Raw genomic sequence first — 20,111 nt, 5'->3', positions numbered from 1 at the left:
TCTAAAATCTAAAATCTAAAATCTAAAATTCTCTCTACCCGATACCTTTGCTGATAAAAAAGGCTTCACCGATGGGCCCCAATGCCAGCACTGGGAAGAATGTGAGTGCGCCCAAGATTAAAATTACGCCTGCGGTGACGCCTGTAAATAGTCCGGTGTCGGTTCGCAATGTACCAGTTGTGTAGGGAACAGCTTGCTTGCGGGACATACTATCTGCTAGCAGCAACAGACCGATGATTGGTACATAGCGTCCGGCTAAGAGGCTGAAGCAGGTGCTTAGGTTCCACCAAAGGGCGGTTACGGTAGTTTTTGTACCAGTTGCGATCGCCAAGGGAGAGGGTTGTGAATCGCCTAAACCTTCAAACCCAGAACCGTTGTTAGCCGCAGCTGAGGCATATTCATAGATAACTTGAGAAAAGCCATGAAAGCCAGGATTGCTAATCCCTGCCAGTTGATCAGGAAAAGCTAAGGCGATTCCCCCCGGAATCAAAATGGCGATGGGATGAACCAGCAAAATCAGGAAACTAGCCAGGACAACTTCACGCTTTTCAATCTTGCGTCCCAGAAATTCTGGGGTGCGTCCCACCATCAGACCTGTGACGAATACCGCTAGGATGCTATAGGCAAACAGGTAAGCGGTTCCAGTACCCTGTCCACCCCACATGATTTGCAGGAACATATTCGAGAGAAATATAAAACCGCCTGCGGGCATGAAGGAGTCGTGGAAACTGTTGACAGCGCCGCACATAGTACCAGTTGTACTTACCGCAAACAGCACGGATTCTGCCCAACCAAAGCGGACTTCTTTCCCCTCTAAATTCGGTTGCTGACTGCCCAAAAGCGTATTTACAGCCGGATTGCCGTTATATTCTCCAATGGCGGTGACAATCAGAAATCCGATAAAAATTATACCCACCATGCCGTAGAGTAACCAGGCTTGTTTGGTGTTATTTGCAAACAACCCATAGGTATAAATCAGGGATGTGGGAATCGAAAGCATGGCCACAATCTGAATTAAATTAGAAAAGCCGTTGGGATTTTCAAAGGGGTGTGCCGAGTTGATGGCAAAAAAGCCGCCGCCATTCTCGCCTAGCTGTTTGATAATCTCAAAGTGGGCAACTGGGCCAAGAGCGATCGCCTGACTAATATTAGGATCTTCTAAGGTCGGAAATACTGCTGGCCCAGCTAAGGTTTCTGGCACACCAAGGGCAATAAAGATGATGCCGCCGACAATACTAATCGGCAGCAAAATTCGGGTAATCGAGCGAATTAGGTCTACATAAAAGTTACCCAAAGGTCTACCAGTCAACCCTCGAATAAAGGCGATCGCGACTGCGATACCTGTTGCCGCCGAGGTGAACATGTGGTAGCCTAGCCCCAACATTTGACTACCGTAGCTCAAGTAGGTTTCACCAGAATAATGCTGCTGGTTGGTGTTAGTAATAAAGGAAATGGTGGTATGTACAATGGTGTCCCAGGTTGGGGCATTTATCTTGGTTGGGTTAAGCGGTAGCCATCCCTGATTGGCGATGATGAAGAAAATCAGCAACCCCATGACTACATTGCTGTACAGGATTGCTCGCGCATACTGCCAACCCGTCATATTTTCTTGGGTTTGAACGCCAACCAAAGAGTAAAGCACTCGCTCAATCGGATTCAGAATCACGTCGAGAAAAGTTCTTTGATCTAGGAATACACGCGCTATATATTTCCCAAAGAAGGGAGTAATCGCTACTATAATTAGTAACGTTAATGCAATTTGAATCCATCCTTGTAGCATCAGTTAGTTCAACTCCGATATGAGTAAATTTGAGATGGTTATTAGATATTTTACTTTCATGATTCACACAAAAAAATGAATTATATTAGCATGTTAGATGCCAAACAATTGAGCCAAATTTATCTGAATAATTGCCGAATCAGTACTCAGTATCGGTGTTAATCGCGCAAATTTCTCCTATCTTCAAAGCACTACTCACGATGTAAGTAGGTGCTTTTGATATCAATGATGGAACTTTTTTTGTCAGAATACAAGGTATAACTTAATATTTAAACTGAGATATATGAGTCAGGTCGCTCCTGTATATCTAAATATATAGAGTATTTATCTGTATATATATCTGCAAGTATAGAAATCTAATCAGATAGTAAATAAACAGTTATTTGGCGAAAAAGTCAACTGATTCTTTAAGGATTGGTTAAATTTAATAAATAAGCTTACTGCTGATATATAGCAGTCCTAAATCATTCGTTAACAATAAGATCCCCGACTTCTTAAAGAAGTCGGGGATCTTAGTCTCTCGATTTTCACAACTCATTTAGGATTACTATATTCATGTTCCAGAAGCTAACCAAAAAACTTGTCAGGATGTTGGGTTACGCAAAGCCTCCACCCAACCTACAATTTTTCAGTTATTTATTCACATCTAGCAACCGTGAAGTTTGTAACCGACTCATCCACTTCTCTAAATAAACTCGATTAACTTTTTGCTCATTGGGATCTTTAGTATCCAAAGGATGAGGCATCAGCCCCAAAATGGTTGCTGTCGTCACGCAAAACATCGATTTTTGGAAACTAATGCAAATTTGTACCCGCAAATCATCTTCACCCCGAAGACTACGACGATAAATTTCGTGCAGATACTCTGGAAGATAATGACGCATATCCTGCATCAATAAGGTAGGAGGAATACCCGCGCCACCGATAGGCAAAGGATCTGCATACAATGCGCCATATTGAAATAGAGTTTGATCTGGGGGAATTTGATATCCTTGGGCGTTGTATGAAACTGTACCGTGGAAAGGAGTTCCTCGGAAGAATACTGCTTCTACATAAGGTATTGCTGTATCTGCTAAGAAATTCAAACCAACGCTTTTGGGAATGATTTCATAAACTTCACCCCGAATTTTCACAGTGTAGGTAATTGGGTTTGATGCATTTGTCACTAACCCAGTTTTAATGTGTTCTACAACTTGGGGAATCGATTTGATTTTGCCTTGATCGTAGAGGTCTGATAAGCTGAGGAAGATATCAGCCATGACTCGCCAGAATTGACCTAAACCAGTGTAGTAAGCAGAGACGCGCAAGTGTTCTGTTAAGAAATCTGGAAACAGTTGGTTTATACTTAAAATGAAGGGATTATTTTTAAATTTTGCGGTAATAACGGCTTGCGCTCTTTCTTGAAATTCTGTTGTATCTAAATAAGTATCTAGTCCGCCGCCACCGTGCCACATCATGGCTTTCATGCAATACTCGGCATATTCAAAATTAATTCGGTCATGCCACCAGTGACGGAGTAATTTCTGGAAAGAAACCTCTCCATTAAAATATTTAAAAAATGGGAAAAATACTAAAAACTGATGCTCGGCAATGTAGTTCAGATTTTTTGAGTAGGCATCTAAAACTACGCCATAGCTTTTAAGAATACCAACAACTTCCAGCACATTTTCTGGACTATCGGGGAGTAATGCATCTCCTTTTTGCAGGCGTTCAATATACTCAGCTAAGGGATTGTGAGTTGCTTTTTTTTTAATAGTTACCATTACCATCTCTCCGAAAAGTTTAGGGATTGGGGGATTGGGTACTGGGGATTGGGTACTGGGGATTGGGTATTATGTATTAAAAAAAATCTCCTCTAGTCCCTAGTCCCCAGTCCCCAGTCCCTAATCTCTAGTCCCCATTGCTTTATCCAAAGACACTGCTACTACTACGTTTTGGCTATTTACCATTGCTGTAATTGTTGGTTCAGTCCAGCGCACTAACCAAGCAGGTTGAATGCCAAAAATCACAATCAGCGCCGCTAAAATTACTGCTGGGATGCGATCGCTCCAATACACTCGTGGTAAGTTGGTAACTTGTGCAGACAAGCGGCCAAAAAAGGCGCGGTTGACGAGTATTAAGAAGTAAACTGCTGTTAAACCAGTACCAAGCATACATAGCAAGGTTTGCACTGGGAAAACTGGAAAACTCCCCCGATAAACTACGAATTCAGAAATAAACCCAACCATTCCCGGTATACCAGCGCTAGCCATGACTCCGACAATCATCAAGCTACCGATTACTGGCATACCCCGTTCTGGGTTGAGCAATCCTTGGATGACTTCTAAATCTCGGCTTCCAGCTTTTTTATACACAACCCCCACCAGCAAAAACAGCATTGCCGAAATCAAGCCGTGGCTAATCATTTGCATTACAGCACCCAACACACTTAAAGGTGTGGCCGCCGCCGCCGCTAACAGTACATAACCCATGTGTCCAATGGAACTGTATGCTACCATCTTTTTCATATCGGTTTGAGCGATCGCGCAGGATGAACCATACAGTACACTTACCACCGCCCAAGTTGCCAACCAAGGAGCCAGATAAGCCCAAGCTTCTGGTAACAAGTTCATGCCAAATCGCAGTAAGCCGTAAGTTCCCAACTTCAACAGCACCCCAGCCAACAAGACTGAAATCGGTGTGGAAGCTTCAACGTGAGCATCTGGCAACCAAGTGTGAAAGGGAACCAAGGGAATTTTAATCCCAAAACCGATCAAAATTCCCGCTAGCAATAAAAGTTGTGTTGCTAGAGGTAAAGTTGTCGCGTTCAAGGTTGCTAGTGCAAAGTTAGAGGAACCACTCAGCCAAACCATGCCGAGGAAACTTGCTAAAATCAGAATTCCCGAAACGGCTGTATAAATCAGAAATTTAGTCGCCGCATAACCCCGTTTCGCGCCACCCCAAATAGCTATCAACAAATACAGCGGAATTAGTTCCAATTCGTAAAATAGGAAAAATAGCAGTAAATCCTGTGCTAGAAAGGCTCCTGTCACCCCAGCGCTTAATAATAGGATCAAAGAGTAATAAAATTTCGGACGCTGTAAGGATTCATCGCTGCTGTAGATGGCAATGGCAGTTAACAATCCATTCAAAACCAGCAATGGCAAAGATAAACCATCTATCCCAAGGTTATAATTCAACCCTAAAGCATCTATCCAAGGGAGAGACTCGGCAAACTGTTGAGTGATTTCTCCTGGATGGAACTGAATTGCTAGTACGATTGTCCACAAGAATGTGATACTGGCAAAGACCAAAGCCACCCCACGGGCGAATTTCCCACTGATGCCAGAGGGCGAGAAACCAATTAAAGCTGCACCGATTAACGGCACTAGAATTAAAACACTAAGCATAACTAGGTATGGAATGGGGACTGGGGACTGGGGACTGGGAAAAAACTCTTACCCAATCACAAATGACAAATGACAAATGACCAATGACCAATGACAATATCTTTAAAAAGGCAATTTATCTAGTAAACCCAATGACCAGCTGATGAAAAAACCCAGGACGCTGACGACTGCTAGGATGGTCAACATATAGCCCTGAGATTGCCCAGAAATGCTGTACTTTAAAGTTTGTCCGCCAAGAATTGTTGCAAACCCAACCAAGTTTACAAAACCATCAACCAAGTAGCGATCGCTCCAAGCAGAAATTTTAGATAGCAGTGCGACTGCGCTTACCACCGTTACAAGATAAACTCGGTCAATATAAAAATCATAACCTAACAAGTCTTGCACAAATCTCCACGCCAAGATTCTAGATCGTGACCAAGCTTTGTGCAGATGAACTGTACACCCTACACCTACTCCCACCACGGTAGAACCAAACAACGCTAACGCCACATACCAATTAATGCTTTCCCAATCGGGTAACAAGTACCATTGCTGTAACATTAAAGGTAAAAGCAGAGTCAGCACTGTCAGAAATACCATTGGTAGCGCCATCTGCCAACCAACTTCTGGGGTGCGACGGGTTTTTTGTTGCGGTTTACCCCAAAATACTAATCTAAATACTCTGGTTAGGTTTAATGCTGTCAAACCATTAACTAATATTAAAACCCCAATTACCCAAGGGCTAAAACTCACGAAACCGTCAGCCCATGCTAACATTGCCCAGAAGCTTCCCAAGGGTAGTAGTGTTACCATCCCAGCTGAACCGACCACAAAGGCAGTGGTGGTGGCTGGCATCCGTGACCACAAACCGCCCATTTCTGTTAAGTCTTGGCTTTGGGTAGTCAAGATGACTGAACCAGAACTCATGAATAATAATGCTTTAGCGATCGCATGAGTTAACAGCAACATCAAGGCTACGCCCCCTTGCTGCAACCCTACGGCCAAAAATACTAAGCCCATGTATGCACTGGTGGAATGAGATAGCGATCGCTTAATATCAATTTGAGCTATAGATACTAATGTCGCCCCAATCGCTGTTACCGTCCCCATCACTACCAAGGCATTCAACGCAACTGGCGATAGGGCTAACAATGGTTGAAATTTATACAGTAAATAAGCACCACCAGCTACTACCAGCGAATTTCGCATTACTGAAGCTGGGTTTGGCCCTTCCATTGCCTCATCTAACCACAGGTGCAGAGGAAATTGGGCACATTTCCCAGCCGGCCCAGCAATTAACGCCAACCCCAGCAATGCTGATGTCATTGGGCTTAAATTAGCTGTTTGCGCCCATTCATATAAATCCGAAAAATTCAAACTTCCGGCTAAGGTAGAAAGCGTTACCACAGCCATTAGCAGCAACAAGTCTCCCACCCGTTTAGTCCAAAACGCATCCCGCGCCGCCGTCACTACTAACGGTTGAGCATACCAGAACCCCACCAGCAAGTAAGTCGAAAGGGTCAACACTTCCAAAAGGGCATAGCTGAGAAACAAAGAATCACTGATTGCTAGGCTACTCAACGCTGCTTCAAAAAATCCCAGCAGCGCAAAAAAACGCGCCAACGACCAGTCTTTTTCCATATAACCCAGAGCGTAAACTTGTGCCAGTAAGCTTAACCCTGTAATTAAAACTGTTGCTCCAATACTAACTGGCGACAGTTCCAAGGCAAAAGATAAGTCTAAATCCGCAACTTTGAACCAATTCACTAGTAAAGTTTCTGGTTCTCTATACCAGATACTTTTAAATACAAACAGGCTATGGATAAAAGCTAAAACGGTCGTCAACAAATTGATATATGCCGCAGGTCTTGGCCCTGTTCGCTTAATTATTCCTATTCCCCACGGCAAGGTCAAAATTGCGCCCAATAAGCTATAAAAAGGCACAAACCAACTTGTTGAAAATAGAAATTGATCCATTTAAATTTCCCTTGACGACTTAGCCTTGATTTAAAAAAAGCTCTAAAACAATTATTTATTTAATAAAATTAATTTACCAAAATACTGATGTTTTTTTAATATTGTTTCAGCTACATTCTGGCGAGTACTTTTACCTAGCTTTACCCTATTTAACATAAGTAAAATATAACTTTACATAAGCAAAAGCATTTACTTGCCTTAACATCACCGACCTTTTTACATTTGTATTTCTACTTTAAGCAAAGTACTTTATACAATATATTTGAAAAAGTTATATATTTTTCACCTAGTCATTGTAGATGTAGCAATCTTTAACAAAAGATAGATGCAGCAAAAGCTACAGCCTATGCTTGTCCCTCGACAGATCGGATTAGCCTTGGTTATGAATGTCGTTTTGTCAATGTAATAAAGAAATTATAAAGCATAAGTGGCCTCTCTAAGAATTAGTGAACTTTAAATCGCCCAGAAGGACAGATAACTTTTTGTTAAGTTTTTTAAAACTTTCTTATCATAAACTATTATAGTAATTTATATTGCCAGGGACGCCAAGCTTTCCTATGCTTAATTTGGAAGTGTTTTCTTAGCTATAAGATAAACCTCTCCCCGTCAAAAATTTCAAACAACAGTACTGATCTGATTCATTTTGTAGGAGTTCTGCGATGCCAATTGCAGTTGGGATGATTGAAACGAAAGGCTTTCCAGCAGTTGTAGAAGCTGCTGATGCGATGGTGAAAGCCGCCCGTGTCACTTTAGTGGGCTATGAAAAAATTGGTAGCGCTCGTGTCACCGTCATAGTTAGGGGAGATGTATCGGAAGTTCAAGCTTCTGTAGCAGCTGGGGTTGAAGCGGCGAAAAGAGTCTTCGGTGGTGAAGTGTTATCCACTCACATCATTGCTCGTCCTCACGAAAACCTGGAATACGTATTGCCGATACGTTACACAGAAGCGGTAGAACAATTCCGTACTTAAAAGCTGTTTAAACAAAGTAATTAACGCTCTTTACTTGAAAAGAGCATCACTTTTGTTATCCAAGACTAAAAACAATAAAAAAGGGATTAAAACTAATGTCAATTGCAGTGGGAATGGTTGAAACGCTAGGCTTTCCAGCAGTGGTAGAAGCTGCCGACGCAATGGTGAAAGCGGCTCGCGTCACTTTAGTAGGTTATGAAAAAATTGGTAGTGGTCGGGTAACGGTAATTGTTCGGGGTGACGTTTCCGAAGTGCAAGCTTCTGTGGCCGCAGGAGTTGAATCTGTAAAGCGAGTCAATGGCGGACAAGTACTGTCTACTCACATCATTGCTCGTCCTCACGAAAACTTAGAATACGTTCTACCAATTCGTTATACCGAAGATGTAGAGCAGTTCCGGGAAAATGTGAATGCAATTCGTCCTTTCGGTAGAAGACCGTAATTTGTAATGCAAATTGCCAAAGTTCGCGGCACAGTAGTTAGCACCCAAAAAGATCCAAGTCTTAGAGGTGTGAAACTACTGTTGTTACAATTAGTAGATGAAAACGGCAATATCCTACCAGAGTATGAAGTAGCAGCAGATATTGTAGGAGCAGGAGTAGATGAGTGGGTACTCATCACTCGTGGTAGTGCCGCTCGTCAAGTTGTTGGCAATGAACAGCGTCCATTGGATGCAGCAGTGGTGGCGATCATAGATACTATTTACGTTGAAGATCGCCTTATTTACAGCAAAAAAGATCAATATCGATAGTCATTAGTCATTGGTCATTAGTCATTAGTTCTCGACAAAGGACAAATGACTAATGACAGAAAATACAGGAGGAATCTCGCGATGGCAGTCCGCAGCACGGCGGCACCCCCAACCCCGTGGTCAAGGAATTTAGCTGAACCCCAAATCCATGAAACTTCCTTTGTACATTCGTTCTCCAATCTGATTGGGGATGTACGAATAGGTGCAAATGTAATCGTTGCTCCGGGGACTACGATTAGAGCGGATGAAGGTACACCCTTTTATCTTGGTGAAAATACCAATATTCAAGATGGTGTTGTCATTCATGGGTTGGAGCAAGGACGAGTAATTGGCGATGACCAAAATAAATACTCGGTATGGATTGGTAAAAACACTTGCATTACCCACATGGCTCTAATTCACGGGCCAGCCTATGTAGGGGATAATTCCTTCATTGGCTTTCGCTCGACGGTGTTTAATGCCAGAGTGGGTGCAGGTTGCATCGTGATGATGCACGCTTTGATTCAAGACGTAGAGATTCCCCCTGGTAAATATATACCTTCGGGAGCGATAATTACCAGCCAGCAGCAAGCTGACCGCTTGCCAGATGTGCAAGATCAAGATAAGGAATTTGCTCATCATGTGGTTGGGATTAATCAGGCATTACGGGCGGGTTATCTCTGTGCTGCGGATAGCAAATGTATAGCACCCATTCGGGATGAGAACGCTAAATCTTATACAGGTAATGGTATTACTGTTTTAGAGTTGGAAAGGAGTAGTGAAGTGGCGAGCAATAGCTTGGGTGCAGAAACAATAGATCAGTTGCGGTATCTATTACAGCAAGGTTATAAAATCGGTACGGAACACGTAGACCAAAGACGATTCCGCACAGGTTCTTGGACTAGTTGTCAACCAATTGAACCGAGATCAATCGGTGAAGCGATCGCAGCCTTAGAAAGCTGTCTAAATGACCATAGCGGCGAGTATGTCCGCCTGTTTGGCATTGACAAAGGTAGACGGCGTGTGCTAGAGAGCATCATCCAACGTCCAGATGGTGATGCGAAACCAGCTACCAGTTTTAAGCCTCCGACTAGTAGCCATAGCAATGGTAGCTACAGCAGCAGTAATGGTAACGGTAATGGCTCTAGCAGTGGCAAAGTTAGTGGCGAAACTCTAGATCAAATCCGTCAACTTTTGGCGAGTGGTTATAAAATTGGCGTAGAACACGTAGATGAGCGGCGCTTCCGCACTGGTTCCTGGACTAGTTGCAAGCCAATTGAAGCAACTTCCACAAATCAAGTCATCTCCGCCTTAGAAGAATGTATAGAAAGCCATCCAGGCGAATATGTGCGTTTAATCGGCATTGATACCAAAGCTAAACGGCGGGTATTAGAAAGCATTATCCAACGTCCAAATGGTCAAGTGGTATCCTCTGGTAGTCAGAAATCATTTAATACCAGTGCTAGCTCTGCGACAGCAACAGCTACCAGTAGCCACTTAAGTAAAGAAGTAGTAGACCAACTCCGGCAATTATTGGCTGGCGGCTCTAAAATTAGCATAGAACACGTAGATGAGCGCCGCTTCCGTACAGGTTCCTGGACTAGTACCGGTCAAATTCAAGCCTCCTCAGAAAGAGAAGCCATCGCAGCCGTAGAAAAACAACTCGGCGAATATCCAGGGGAGTATGTGCGCTTAATTGGTATTGACCCGAAAGCCAAACGCCGAGTATTAGAGACTATTATCCAACGTCCAAACGGTCAAGTAGCCTCCTCTGGCAGTCAGAAATCATTTACCACTAGTGCAACACCCTCTGCAACAGCAACAGCAACAGCTACCGCTACCCGCTTGAGTACTGAAGTAGTAGAACAACTCCGGCAACTATTAGCTGGTGGGTATAAAATTAGCGTTGAGCATGTAGATCAACGGCGATTCCGTACAGGTTCCTGGACTAGTACAGGTCAAATTCAAGCCTCCTCAGAAAGAGAAGCGATCGCAGCCGTAGAAGGACAACTCGGCGAATATCCAGGGGAATATGTACGCTTAATTGGTGTTGACCCCAAAGCCAAGCGTCGAGTATTAGAAACGATTATTCAACGTCCGTAGTAAAAGGAAATAGGGAGTAGGGAGTAGGGAATAGGGAGTGGGGGAGATGAGGGAGATGAGGGAGATGAGGGAGATGAGGAGGTAGGGGAGAAGTTGCAGCAAGTCTTTCCCCACTCCCCACTACCCACCCCCGACTCCCCATTACCCCTTATCCCCACTCCCCACTCCCCACTCCCCACTCCCCACCTGAGGTTAAAATTTCCATGTCTGTGCCGCCACTGCGCCTCAGCAATAACTTTGATTCTTACATTAGTGGTGAGGTGACTATTCATCCAAGCGCAGTACTTGCACCTGGGGTGATTCTCCAAGCGGCTGTAAATAGCAAGATCATCATTGGGCCAGGGGTCTGCATTGGTATGGGAGCAATTCTCCAAGTCCATGAAGGCACTCTAGAGGTAGAAGCAGGTGCAAACCTGGGAGCCGGTTTTTTGATGGTTGGCAAGGGCAAAATTGGAACAAATGCTTGTATTGGTTCAGCAACAACAGTTTTTAACTATTCGGTTGAACCTGGACAAGTAGTACCACCTGGTTCAATTTTAGGAGACACCAGTCGGCAGATTAGCGAAATCAAGGAACCAGAACCATCTACAAATAACCCTACTTCTACAAATGCAGTACCGCCAAAGGAAGAGGAAAATGGCTCAGGTGAAGTTAAGGAAAAGGTAATTTCCTCAACTAACTTCTCAGCTGCGGCTTTTGTAGATTTCAAACAAAACAAATCGATTTCTTATTTTAAATCTCCCGCCACTCCCGAAAATCAGTCTCCTCCGGTGGAGGAACCTACCAATGATGCTAACTCCACCTTGGAGTCAGCCGCCCAAGAGTCTACAGAATATCATTCAGACCCCAGTCAGCCAACTACAGAATCCCCTAATGGTTTTGGGACTCAAATTTATGGACAAGGGAGCATCAGCAGACTGTTGACTACATTGTTTCCTCATAGACAATCCTTGAGCAACCCAAACTCTGACGATTAGTTCGAGTAAGTGTTAATTGTAAGGTGTCGGCTTTTTCCGTATTTTGGAGAATTCATCATGGAAACATATAATCAACGGTCTACTCGCAGCAACCAAGGGGCGAGTAGTCAAGAAACCTTTCAGGATACCGCCTTGGGTTTAGTTTCTACCCGCAGCTTTCCCGCGATCGTGGGGACAGCAGATATGATGCTGAAATCGGCAGGAGTTCACCTCGTTGGGTATGAAAAAACTGGTAGTGGTCATTGTACTGCGATCGTCCGGGGTGGAATTGCTGACGTGCGTCTGGCGGTAGAATCGGGTGTGCAAACGGCTGAACAGTTTGGTCAGTTAGTTTCTAGTTTGGTGATTCCCCGACCTTATGCCAACCTAGATATAGTACTTCCCATCACAACCCGTTTTACGAAATTGATGCAAGAGGGCAATTACAGCCGTCTGAGTAATCAAGCAATTGGTTTGGTAGAAACGCGAGGATTTCCCGCGATGGTGGGAGCGTGTGATGCCATGCTCAAAGCTGCTGATGTTCATTTAGCAGCTTATGAAAAAATTGGTGCGGGTTTGTGTACAGCCATTATCCGTGGTTCCGTAGCAAATGTGGCGGTAGCAGTGGAAGCGGGAATGTTTGAAGCAGAACGCATTGGGGAATTGAATGCTGTGATGGTAATTCCTCGACCCCTTGATGAAATGGAGTTAACTTTGCCCTTAGCAAGCTGCTGGATAGAAGAACGGGAACCGTTAAACTTGCCAGTGAATATTAAAGAACAAGTTGCTGAAATCGAAGTATTAAGATTACCAGACTTAACCAAGCTACCGACAAAAGTTACAGAAGAATTATGGAATGATGAATGATGATAGATGAATTTGGGAAAATCCTTATTCATCATTCATCAGGAGATGGAAGGCATCTTACGCTTTAGCTGTTCTGATAATAGCTTCTTGAATCCATAAATAAAATACCCTTATTATAATATAAACAATAGAGTTTTATCTATGATGAAACTCGTAACTTTCTGTGAGCATCACTACATCATTTGCCAGTGTTCAGCAATACTAGTCTTATATCTATTAATCGCTATATATTAGGAGAATCACCCTTGAACCAAGCGACGCTGCACCAGTTAAAGGTGTTCGAGGCGGCGGCACGGCACAGTAGCTTTACTCGTGCTGCTGAGGAATTGTTTCTCACCCAACCTACTGTTTCTATGCAGATCAAGCAACTTACAAAAACGGTAGGGCTGCCATTATTTGAGCAAGTAGGGAAGCGATTGTATCTGACGGAAGCTGGACGGGAGTTATTTGCCACTTGTCGGCAGATTTTTCACAATATAGCCCAGTATGAAATGAAGGTGGCAGATTTAAAAGGGCTAAAACAGGGACAATTACGCTTGGCAGTGATTACAACAGCAAAATATTTTATCCCACGTCTGTTAGGGCCGTTTTGCGAACTTTATCCAGGGATTGATATCTCGCTACAAGTAACAAATCACGAACAAATTTTAGAACGGATGAGTCAGAATTTGGATGACTTATATATTATGAGTCAAATTCCAGACAATATAGATGTAACTTGTGAACCATTTCTAGAAAACCCTTTGATAGTATTTGCACCAACTAATCATCCGTTATGCAAAGAAAAAAATATTCCTATCCAACGCCTGTCTCACGAACCTTTTATTATGCGGGAACCTGGTTCAGGAACACGCCGCGCCGTCCAAAAGCTATTTGAAGAACAAGGGGTAACGGTAAAAGTCAAGCTAGAATTGGGAAGTAATGAAGCAATTAAACAAGCGATCGCAGGTGGTTTAGGTATTTCTGTTTTATCTCGTCATACCTTACTATCAGACACTTCAGAGTTTAGCATTTTAGATGTACAACACTTCCCCATTCAGCGACATTGGTACATGGTTTACCCATCTGGCAAGCAGCTCTCTATCGTCGCTCGTGCCTATTATGAGTATCTACTAGCTGCGGCAAAGAATTTTGTCGAGCAAAATACTGATACTGCTTCTAGTACGCTCGAACCAATTCATAGGTAATTCGTAATTCGTAATTCGTAAGGGAACTTCAAGAAATAAATTATCCAATTTTGTGGGGTGGGCATCTTGCCCGCCCAGTTTATAGGGCGGGCGAGACGCCCACCCCACAAAAGTTAATTGGATATTTTTTATTTGTCAGTCCCTAATTAGAGGTTGCTGAATAAACAGAAAGCCTTGATAAATCAATGCCTTGAGTGGGATAAAAGGTGAATAAGGTGCAAGGAAAAAGACTTGATGTCACAAAAAATCAATCACTTTTTCGGATTCAAGAGATTTAGGGGTAGTTTGTAACTTCCCTTATGCCTCCTGCCTCTTAGCCCCCACGAAAAGACTTTTTCAGCAAACCCTAATTACGAATTACCTAAAGGGGGGTTGACTCTTAGACCGGGAAACATTGACAATTAACCAGCAGAATCATTAAAAATGGGGGAAAACTGGCAATGGTTAACCCGGAACTACCGTCTTGGCGCAAAACAGTACAAAGCGAGATTGTCGCTGTTACCGTGTATGCTGATAGAGCATTGGTTACACGGCGGGGTGTAGTTGATTTAACAGGAATTGAACAGGAATTAGTAATTACCCCAGTGCCAATAACTCTAGAAACTGAGTCTGTCAGGGTTAGCGGTACAGGTACGGTAGGGGTACGCTTACTGGGAGTTAGTAGCGATCGCATTTACACTACTGAACCAATAGCAGAACGAGTAGCACATTTAACAAGGCAAATTCAGCAACTAGAAGCAGAAAAACGCCACCTGCAAGCCCAAGTGGATGCTTTAGCATTGCAATCTAGTTTTATCGCCGGCTTACGTGAAAAAACAGAAGAACCCTTTTCCCAGAGTTTGTCTCGGAAAAATCTCAGCCTCAGCGAAACTTTGGATTTCCTGAACTTTCTCGGAAGCCAGTATAGTGAATATGCGATCGCATCTGGAGAGTGCAAAACTCAACAGCAGGAATTAGACAAACAACTGCAAGCACTCCACACCTCATTGCAAAAAATCCAAACACCCCATCCGAAAGAGAGTTTTAGCTTAGTTGTCGCAGTTGAAGTAGCAGGCGAAGGCGAATTTGAATTAGAGGTATCCTACATAGTAAATCGCGCTAGCTGGAATCCGCTTTATGACTTACGGTTTAGCACTACCAGCGATATTGTACATCTGAGTTACCTTGCAGAAATCACTCAAAGCACTGGTGAAGATTGGATTGGTGCAAATCTCACCCTTTCTACCGCTAAACCAGGATTAGGTACACTTCCACCCAAACTTGAACCCTGGTATATTGATGCACCACGTCCCCAAATGTTACGCCGACGACAATTTGATGCCCAGCCACCACTGCTGCCTAGCATACCAGAGCCGCCTGCTGCTGCCGCCAGAGCAGATTGGCAAGAACAAGACGAAGCTACCGAGGATAGTCTCATTCCAGCAGAAACCGTTATAGGAGAAGTATCCAAACAAGGGAATGTAGTTACCTTTAAATTGAATAGTGGCGGCAACATTCCCAGTGATGGCGCACCTCATAAAACTACGATTTTCAACGATGATTATCCTTGTAGCTTCGATTATGTAGCAATGCCACGCTTGGTAAGCTTTGCTTATCTACAAGCGAATGTAAAAAATAATCCCAACGGTGCGACTTTGTTACCAGGTAAAGCAAATATTTTTCGCGACAACGTTTTTGTGGGCACTACTGGGTTAGACAATATTGCACCAGGGCAAGAATTCAAACTGAATTTAGGAATTGATGAAGGTTTAAAAATAGAGCGCGACTTAGTTGAGCGTTTGGTAGATAAAAGATTAATTAGCAGCCAGCGCCGGACTACTTACAGTTATCGGTTGATAATTACTAACTTACTCCACAAAGAACTAAATCTGAAATTAACTGAACAATTGCCAGTTAGCCGCAACGAGCAAATTAAAGTGCGTCTTAGTCGCAGCAACCCACAAATTCAACTTGGTGAAATGGGTATTTTAGAATGGCTATTAACTCTTCCACCCCAAGAGCGGCGAGAAATATATTATCAGTTTAATGTTGAACATTCGCCTGATTTAATGGTAGTTGGGTTAGATATTTAGGGAATCTCAAAAAGTTAATTCTCTGCTAAAAAACCATAACTTTTGTGCGGCTGCTAGATCCCCGACAACTTCTGCGAAGTCGGGGATCTGAACACCACTAACCTCTCAAAACTTTTGGGACAGACTACTAGTTTTCACGTTCAGTTGACACCAATGAGCAATGTTGTGCCCCTACGACTCACATTAAATATTGCCAAGTAATTGTAATATCTCTTAATTGCTAGATTTATTACCTCGTGTTGAATTTCCACAATACTTCAGTAATTACACTACAGTTTTAAGTTATATTTAATGCTAGACTAACATAATTACTTGAAGTAGAGAATAGCAGTATGAAAGAGTATATTACTCTGAAATTCCGCAATAATGCGACAGGACAGAGAATGAAGCTTGAAGCTTTGCAAACCTATGGCGCACAAGGTTGGAGAGTTGCCAGTGAAACTATAACGCCTGGAAATTTCAAGGGTGGCAATGCTTGTTGTTTAGCAGTTATATGTTTGCCCCTTGCTTTTTGTGCAGGATCAACAGACGGAGAAATTAACCTAACCTTAGAACGTGGTAAATAATTGACCAGAGAAAGGACAGAGATGTTGCACCCGTACCAATACCTGTAACAAATCGAAGGGTGTTATTAGACTCTCTTAATCCAATTAGCTGAGTTGTACCATCTAAAACTAGAGCTAAAAAAAATAATATGAACAATGTAGAAGGATAATTTTTTATTAGTAGGAATGCAGGAGATATTGCATAACCAACTAATAGTCCAGTACATCTTGCACATACATGAAACTGCCTATTTTTCACAAAGAAAGACCTAGAACTCAATCTATGGCAGCGTACAAATTTGTAAAGAAGTATGTTATCAACAAACAGCTTAATTAAAAGCTTGTCCAATGGCTTTTTGATCATCTGCTTGTACTTATGCTTCATAGTTAATATTTATTGTTTAAGTTAACAAAAATTTCTCAAGGTTAGTATTAATTATAGGAAATAATGGACTTAATCTCAATACTGCATTTTCTTCTAAGCTCCACTTTATGCAAAATTAAGAACCTGGTTCCCTCTATACGGCAAAACCCTAGCTTTTTGGCAAAAGCTTAGATTTCAGCTTAAATTAAGGCAATATCAAATTGTAATATTATCATCCCCTTGCTGATTAATAACTAATCGCAAAATCGATAACCCTAAAATTATCAAAAATAACACTAACCCAATCGTGCAAGCATAGCTAATTTCCAAGTTGTTAAAGGCTTGCTCATATAGATAATAAACAATTGTTTTTGAGCTATTGAGTGGCCCTCCTTGAGTCATAATGTAGACTTCTTCAAACACTTTGGTCGCAGAAATAGCCGAAATCACCGCCACTAGTGCTAAATACGGCTTCATCAAAGGTATGGTAATATCCCAATGTTTGCTGATACCATCAGAGCCATCGATGGCTGCGGCTTCGTACACATCAGCAGGAATTGATTGCAACCCCGCTAAATAAATCACCATGTAGTAGCCTAATCCTTTCCAAACGGTAACAGCCATCACGCTGGCAAGAGAAATTGGTACGATGCCAAAAATTTTTGCTGGGCTAGTTAGCCAAGGAATACCTTCTGGAAAAATACCTAAAGCTTTAAATAACTGATTAAGTAATCCGTTTTCTGCATACAGCCATTTCCAAGCTATTCCCGCAACCACCATTGAAATTACCACTGGGGTATAGTATGCTGCTCTAAACCAATTCATCCCCCGCAGTTTTTGATTTACCAAAATTGCTAGCACTAAGGGAGCAATTACTAAAATTGGTACTACACCCACAAGATATAAAAAAGTGTTTTCCAAGGTTTTCCAAAAAACTGCATCCTTCCAAAGCTTGAGGAAGTTGGCGAAACCTATCCATTTTGGCGGCTGGGCAATATCTTCATAGCTGGTAAAGCTGAGGTAAAACGCTTGCAATGCAGGCCAAAAGACAGTTAGCCCTAAAATAATCAAGGCGGGTAGTAAAAATAAATAAGGCGTTAGACGCTGTTTGATGAACATCCAATTCTTAGGTGTTAATTGATTCATCGGAAGTTTAATAGTTATTTTTTGCTTTTTCAGAACAAGAATTCGGAGATGTGAGTAGATTTAAGCTTCAATATTTTAAGAGCATATATTTGCTTGCGTAGCGCTTCGCGCTTGCCGTATGCATTGCTAATTAATAATTCAGAGATAAACTGCGATGGAAACTCAGCACAATCCACCAATTGAACATCAAAATGTCCCCATAAACCACCGTGGACTACATGAATTTTTGTACAGTTCTGAAGACGAACACGCTGCTCTTGAGGTGAGTATAACTCCTGAACTGGCAAACAATGGTACTGAAATCATTGACCTTGAAGCTTGGAGTGCAGCTACTCAGAACGCAAAAATTGCTGGTGTTTACGCAGTATTGGATGCAGAACGCCGCAGCCAGTACATTGGCTATTCTCGAAATGTGTTGCTTTCCCTAAACAGTCATCTTCGCCAAAATGGTAAGGAAAAGTGTGCTTTTGTGCGTGTGCAATCATTCAAGTTCCCCAAGCGTCAAGAAATGGAAGATTTACGAGATGCATGGATAGCAGAACTCGAAAGTACACCACCTGGTAATGCAACTGATGGCGCAATGTGGGCTAGTACAGTAGGCGAAGCGACTAAGGCGGTAATGTCGGAGGCTGAACGTCAAGCCTACGAGGATAAAAAGCTAAAACTGCGGAAAGCAATGGCTGATACAACTCTTTCTAAAGAGTTAGAAACAACAGATGCAAGTCAAGCCGAACGTCAGCGTCAACTTGAAGGTGCTGTGAAAAACGATGACTGGAGTGTAATTATCGACGCACAAACACAAGAAACCAAGTCTTAGAATGAGTGTTCAGTCATCTTGTTATTTCCCCACTTGGATATCCCATATCTTTACAGAACAGGGTATTCAAGGCTTTTTTACGATCAAAACTTTAGGACTAGAATCTTAAACAGCAGAAATAGCACAAACTTGTAATCCAACAGGTGTGTGAATAATCACTGATTCTACACCGAAGACTTGTGCGATCGCATTTGGTGTCAGAACTTCTTTAGGTGTACCAACTTGCCAAATATGACCCTGTTTTAATAATGCAATGCGTGAACTATACCGGGCTGCTAAATTCAGTTCGTGTAAAACTGTAACAATAGTTAATTCCTGCTGCTGATTTAGTCCTTTGAGCAGTTCCAATAATTGCAATTGATAGTTGATATCTAAAAAAGTTGTCGGTTCATCTAATAATAGAACTTTCGGTTCTTGTGCCAGCGCCAGAGCTAAAAAAGCCCGTTGTCTTTCACCACCTGAGAGTTGTTCGACTAAGCGATCGCTTAATTTTTCTAATTGCGTCTTTTTAATTGCAGCTTCAACTTTTACCCAATCTTGGGCATTTAATTCCCATTGCCACCAAGATTGATGGGGTGTGCGTCCTAAACTTACTAATTGTCGCACTGTTAAGCCAACGGGAACTGTTTGTTGTTGCGGTAATAATGCTAGCTTCTGTGCAACTAAATTTGGAGGTTGAGAGTGAATTGCTTTACCATCCAGTAGCACTGTTCCATGTTGTGGCGAGAGAATACGACTCAGTAATTTGAGTAAAGTAGATTTACCTGAGCCATTAGCACCAACTAAACTTAACCATTCTCCTGTTTGCAGAGTTAGGTTAATATCTTGGACAATTGGCACTAAGGTGTAACCACCTGTGAGGTTTTGTAATTCGAGTGGCATTTCAGAAAATCAAAAATGAGAAATTTATTTAATCTTACAAGATTTGATTTGAGTGGATTCTTTTACAATTTCAATTCAAAAAGTTAGTCGCGCTAAGATTTGGCTACAATCTTCTTTAATATTAGGACTATATGCAAAGGTAACGAAAAACAAACCACAGAGTCCACGGAGGAATAGGAATGAGAGTTTGAGAGGCTTTGGCAGGTTCTCAAAAAATCTCTCAAATGACAAAACCCTCCTCATAATTTGAGAAGGGTTTTAGTTTGTAAAAATAAACCTGGCATCGAGCTATTTTTGCGTAGGGCTACCCCTAAACTATCGTGGCCGCAGCAGCGTTTCACCTCTGAG

General features: G+C 42.4%; 17 protein-coding genes. 10 read left to right on the top strand and 7 right to left on the bottom strand.

What is annotated here, in order from left to right:
* Positions 1–34: 34 nt before the first annotated feature.
* The 4 genes from kdpA to V7K76_RS25915 all read right to left on the bottom strand — a co-directional run bounded on the left by kdpA (position 35) and on the right by V7K76_RS25915 (position 7,128).
* Positions 35–1,780: a potassium-transporting ATPase subunit KdpA gene (gene kdpA / locus V7K76_RS25930; RefSeq protein WP_334777404.1), complete on the bottom strand. Its 1,746-nt coding sequence runs from the start codon at positions 1,778–1,780 to the stop codon at positions 35–37.
* A gap of 632 nt (positions 1,781–2,412) precedes the next feature.
* On the bottom strand, positions 2,413–3,543 hold the full coding sequence (locus tag V7K76_RS25925; protein ID WP_334777403.1) for a CO2 hydration protein: 1,131 nt from the start codon (positions 3,541–3,543) through the stop codon (positions 2,413–2,415).
* 120 nt (positions 3,544–3,663) lie between these two features.
* A complete protein-coding gene (locus V7K76_RS25920; RefSeq protein WP_334777402.1) occupies positions 3,664–5,169 on the bottom strand; it encodes an NADH-quinone oxidoreductase subunit M in 1,506 nt (501 codons plus the stop codon).
* A 102-nt stretch (positions 5,170–5,271) separates the two neighbouring features.
* On the bottom strand, positions 5,272–7,128 hold the full coding sequence (locus tag V7K76_RS25915) for an NAD(P)H-quinone oxidoreductase subunit F (RefSeq protein ID WP_335030208.1): 1,857 nt from the start codon (positions 7,126–7,128) through the stop codon (positions 5,272–5,274).
* Positions 7,129–7,787: 659 nt separating this feature from the next.
* Between V7K76_RS25915 and V7K76_RS25910 the strand changes: the two genes are divergently transcribed.
* The 9 genes from V7K76_RS25910 to V7K76_RS25870 all read left to right on the top strand — a co-directional run bounded on the left by V7K76_RS25910 (position 7,788) and on the right by V7K76_RS25870 (position 16,575).
* Complete coding sequence (locus V7K76_RS25910) at positions 7,788–8,096, top strand: carbon dioxide-concentrating mechanism protein CcmK (RefSeq protein ID WP_012410633.1); 309 nt, start codon at positions 7,788–7,790, stop codon at positions 8,094–8,096.
* 95 nt (positions 8,097–8,191) lie between these two features.
* On the top strand, positions 8,192–8,536 hold the full coding sequence (locus V7K76_RS25905) for a carbon dioxide-concentrating mechanism protein CcmK (RefSeq protein ID WP_010995041.1): 345 nt from the start codon (positions 8,192–8,194) through the stop codon (positions 8,534–8,536).
* 6 nt (positions 8,537–8,542) lie between these two features.
* The gene (locus tag V7K76_RS25900; protein ID WP_179068922.1) at positions 8,543–8,845 is read left to right on the top strand and encodes a EutN/CcmL family microcompartment protein; all 303 of its coding nucleotides are present in this window, start codon (positions 8,543–8,545) and stop codon (positions 8,843–8,845) included.
* Positions 8,846–8,926: 81 nt separating this feature from the next.
* A complete protein-coding gene (locus V7K76_RS25895) occupies positions 8,927–10,927 on the top strand; it encodes a ribulose bisphosphate carboxylase small subunit (RefSeq protein WP_335030207.1) in 2,001 nt (666 codons plus the stop codon).
* A gap of 203 nt (positions 10,928–11,130) precedes the next feature.
* The gene (locus tag V7K76_RS25890) at positions 11,131–11,904 is read left to right on the top strand and encodes a transferase (protein ID WP_334777399.1); all 774 of its coding nucleotides are present in this window, start codon (positions 11,131–11,133) and stop codon (positions 11,902–11,904) included.
* Positions 11,905–11,961: 57 nt separating this feature from the next.
* Positions 11,962–12,750, top strand: coding sequence for a BMC domain-containing protein (locus V7K76_RS25885; protein ID WP_334777398.1), 789 nt, complete (start codon positions 11,962–11,964; stop codon positions 12,748–12,750).
* Between the two features lie 245 nt (positions 12,751–12,995).
* Positions 12,996–13,937 carry a LysR family transcriptional regulator gene (locus tag V7K76_RS25880; RefSeq protein ID WP_334777397.1) on the top strand — a complete coding sequence of 314 codons (942 nt, stop codon included), beginning with the start codon at positions 12,996–12,998 and terminating at the stop codon, positions 13,935–13,937.
* A gap of 440 nt (positions 13,938–14,377) precedes the next feature.
* Complete coding sequence (locus V7K76_RS25875; protein WP_335030206.1) at positions 14,378–16,009, top strand: mucoidy inhibitor MuiA family protein; 1,632 nt, start codon at positions 14,378–14,380, stop codon at positions 16,007–16,009.
* A 332-nt stretch (positions 16,010–16,341) separates the two neighbouring features.
* Positions 16,342–16,575: a hypothetical protein gene (locus tag V7K76_RS25870; protein ID WP_335030205.1), complete on the top strand. Its 234-nt coding sequence runs from the start codon at positions 16,342–16,344 to the stop codon at positions 16,573–16,575.
* On the opposite strand, the gene V7K76_RS34670 is transcribed toward V7K76_RS25870, so the two are convergent.
* Both V7K76_RS34670 and V7K76_RS25865 read right to left on the bottom strand, forming a co-directional pair.
* Positions 16,547–16,918 (bottom strand): DUF2085 domain-containing protein, encoded by a 372-nt coding sequence (locus tag V7K76_RS34670; protein WP_442936794.1) that lies wholly within the window; start codon positions 16,916–16,918, stop codon positions 16,547–16,549. The two genes, V7K76_RS25870 and V7K76_RS34670, sit on opposite strands and share 29 nt — an antisense overlap.
* 216 nt (positions 16,919–17,134) lie before the next feature.
* Positions 17,135–18,064, bottom strand: a complete 930-nt coding sequence (locus V7K76_RS25865; RefSeq protein ID WP_334777395.1) for a carbohydrate ABC transporter permease — start codon at positions 18,062–18,064, stop codon at positions 17,135–17,137.
* Positions 18,065–18,218: 154 nt separating this feature from the next.
* On the opposite strand from V7K76_RS25865, the gene V7K76_RS25860 reads away from it, so the two are divergent.
* A complete protein-coding gene (locus V7K76_RS25860; RefSeq protein ID WP_334777394.1) occupies positions 18,219–18,881 on the top strand; it encodes a GIY-YIG nuclease family protein in 663 nt (220 codons plus the stop codon).
* 105 nt (positions 18,882–18,986) lie between these two features.
* Here V7K76_RS25860 and V7K76_RS25855 read toward each other — a convergent pair whose 3' ends face one another.
* A complete protein-coding gene (locus V7K76_RS25855) occupies positions 18,987–19,763 on the bottom strand; it encodes an ABC transporter ATP-binding protein (protein WP_334777393.1) in 777 nt (258 codons plus the stop codon).
* Positions 19,764–20,111: the final 348 nt, after the last annotated feature.

Origin of the sequence: Nostoc sp. (assembly GCF_036917975.1) — a bacterium.
GTDB lineage: Bacteria > Cyanobacteriota > Cyanobacteriia > Cyanobacteriales > Nostocaceae > Nostoc.
The sequence above is the reverse complement of the archived record's forward strand: the minus strand, read 5'-3'. Positions and strand labels throughout refer to the sequence as shown.

Excerpts from the sequence above, each read along its gene's own strand:
- V7K76_RS25865 (WP_334777395.1), bottom strand. The coding sequence starts at position 18,064 with ATGAATCAATTAACACCTAAGAATTGGATGTTCATCAAACAGCGTCTA.
- kdpA (WP_334777404.1), bottom strand. The coding sequence starts at position 1,780 with ATGCTACAAGGATGGATTCAAATTGCATTAACGTTACTAATTATAGTA.
- V7K76_RS25915 (WP_335030208.1), bottom strand. The coding sequence starts at position 7,128 with ATGGATCAATTTCTATTTTCAACAAGTTGGTTTGTGCCTTTTTATAGC.
- V7K76_RS25895 (WP_335030207.1), top strand. The coding sequence starts at position 8,927 with ATGGCAGTCCGCAGCACGGCGGCACCCCCAACCCCGTGGTCAAGGAAT.
- V7K76_RS25885 (WP_334777398.1), top strand. The coding sequence starts at position 11,962 with ATGGAAACATATAATCAACGGTCTACTCGCAGCAACCAAGGGGCGAGT.
- V7K76_RS25870 (WP_335030205.1), top strand. The coding sequence starts at position 16,342 with ATGAAAGAGTATATTACTCTGAAATTCCGCAATAATGCGACAGGACAG.
- V7K76_RS25875 (WP_335030206.1), top strand. The coding sequence starts at position 14,378 with ATGGTTAACCCGGAACTACCGTCTTGGCGCAAAACAGTACAAAGCGAG.
- V7K76_RS25905 (WP_010995041.1), top strand. The coding sequence starts at position 8,192 with ATGTCAATTGCAGTGGGAATGGTTGAAACGCTAGGCTTTCCAGCAGTG.
- V7K76_RS25925 (WP_334777403.1), bottom strand. The coding sequence starts at position 3,543 with ATGGTAACTATTAAAAAAAAAGCAACTCACAATCCCTTAGCTGAGTAT.
- V7K76_RS25900 (WP_179068922.1), top strand. The coding sequence starts at position 8,543 with ATGCAAATTGCCAAAGTTCGCGGCACAGTAGTTAGCACCCAAAAAGAT.
- V7K76_RS25855 (WP_334777393.1), bottom strand. The coding sequence starts at position 19,763 with ATGCCACTCGAATTACAAAACCTCACAGGTGGTTACACCTTAGTGCCA.
- V7K76_RS25920 (WP_334777402.1), bottom strand. The coding sequence starts at position 5,169 with ATGCTTAGTGTTTTAATTCTAGTGCCGTTAATCGGTGCAGCTTTAATT.
- V7K76_RS34670 (WP_442936794.1), bottom strand. The coding sequence starts at position 16,918 with ATGATCAAAAAGCCATTGGACAAGCTTTTAATTAAGCTGTTTGTTGAT.
- V7K76_RS25890 (WP_334777399.1), top strand. The coding sequence starts at position 11,131 with ATGTCTGTGCCGCCACTGCGCCTCAGCAATAACTTTGATTCTTACATT.
- V7K76_RS25910 (WP_012410633.1), top strand. The coding sequence starts at position 7,788 with ATGCCAATTGCAGTTGGGATGATTGAAACGAAAGGCTTTCCAGCAGTT.
- V7K76_RS25860 (WP_334777394.1), top strand. The coding sequence starts at position 18,219 with ATGGAAACTCAGCACAATCCACCAATTGAACATCAAAATGTCCCCATA.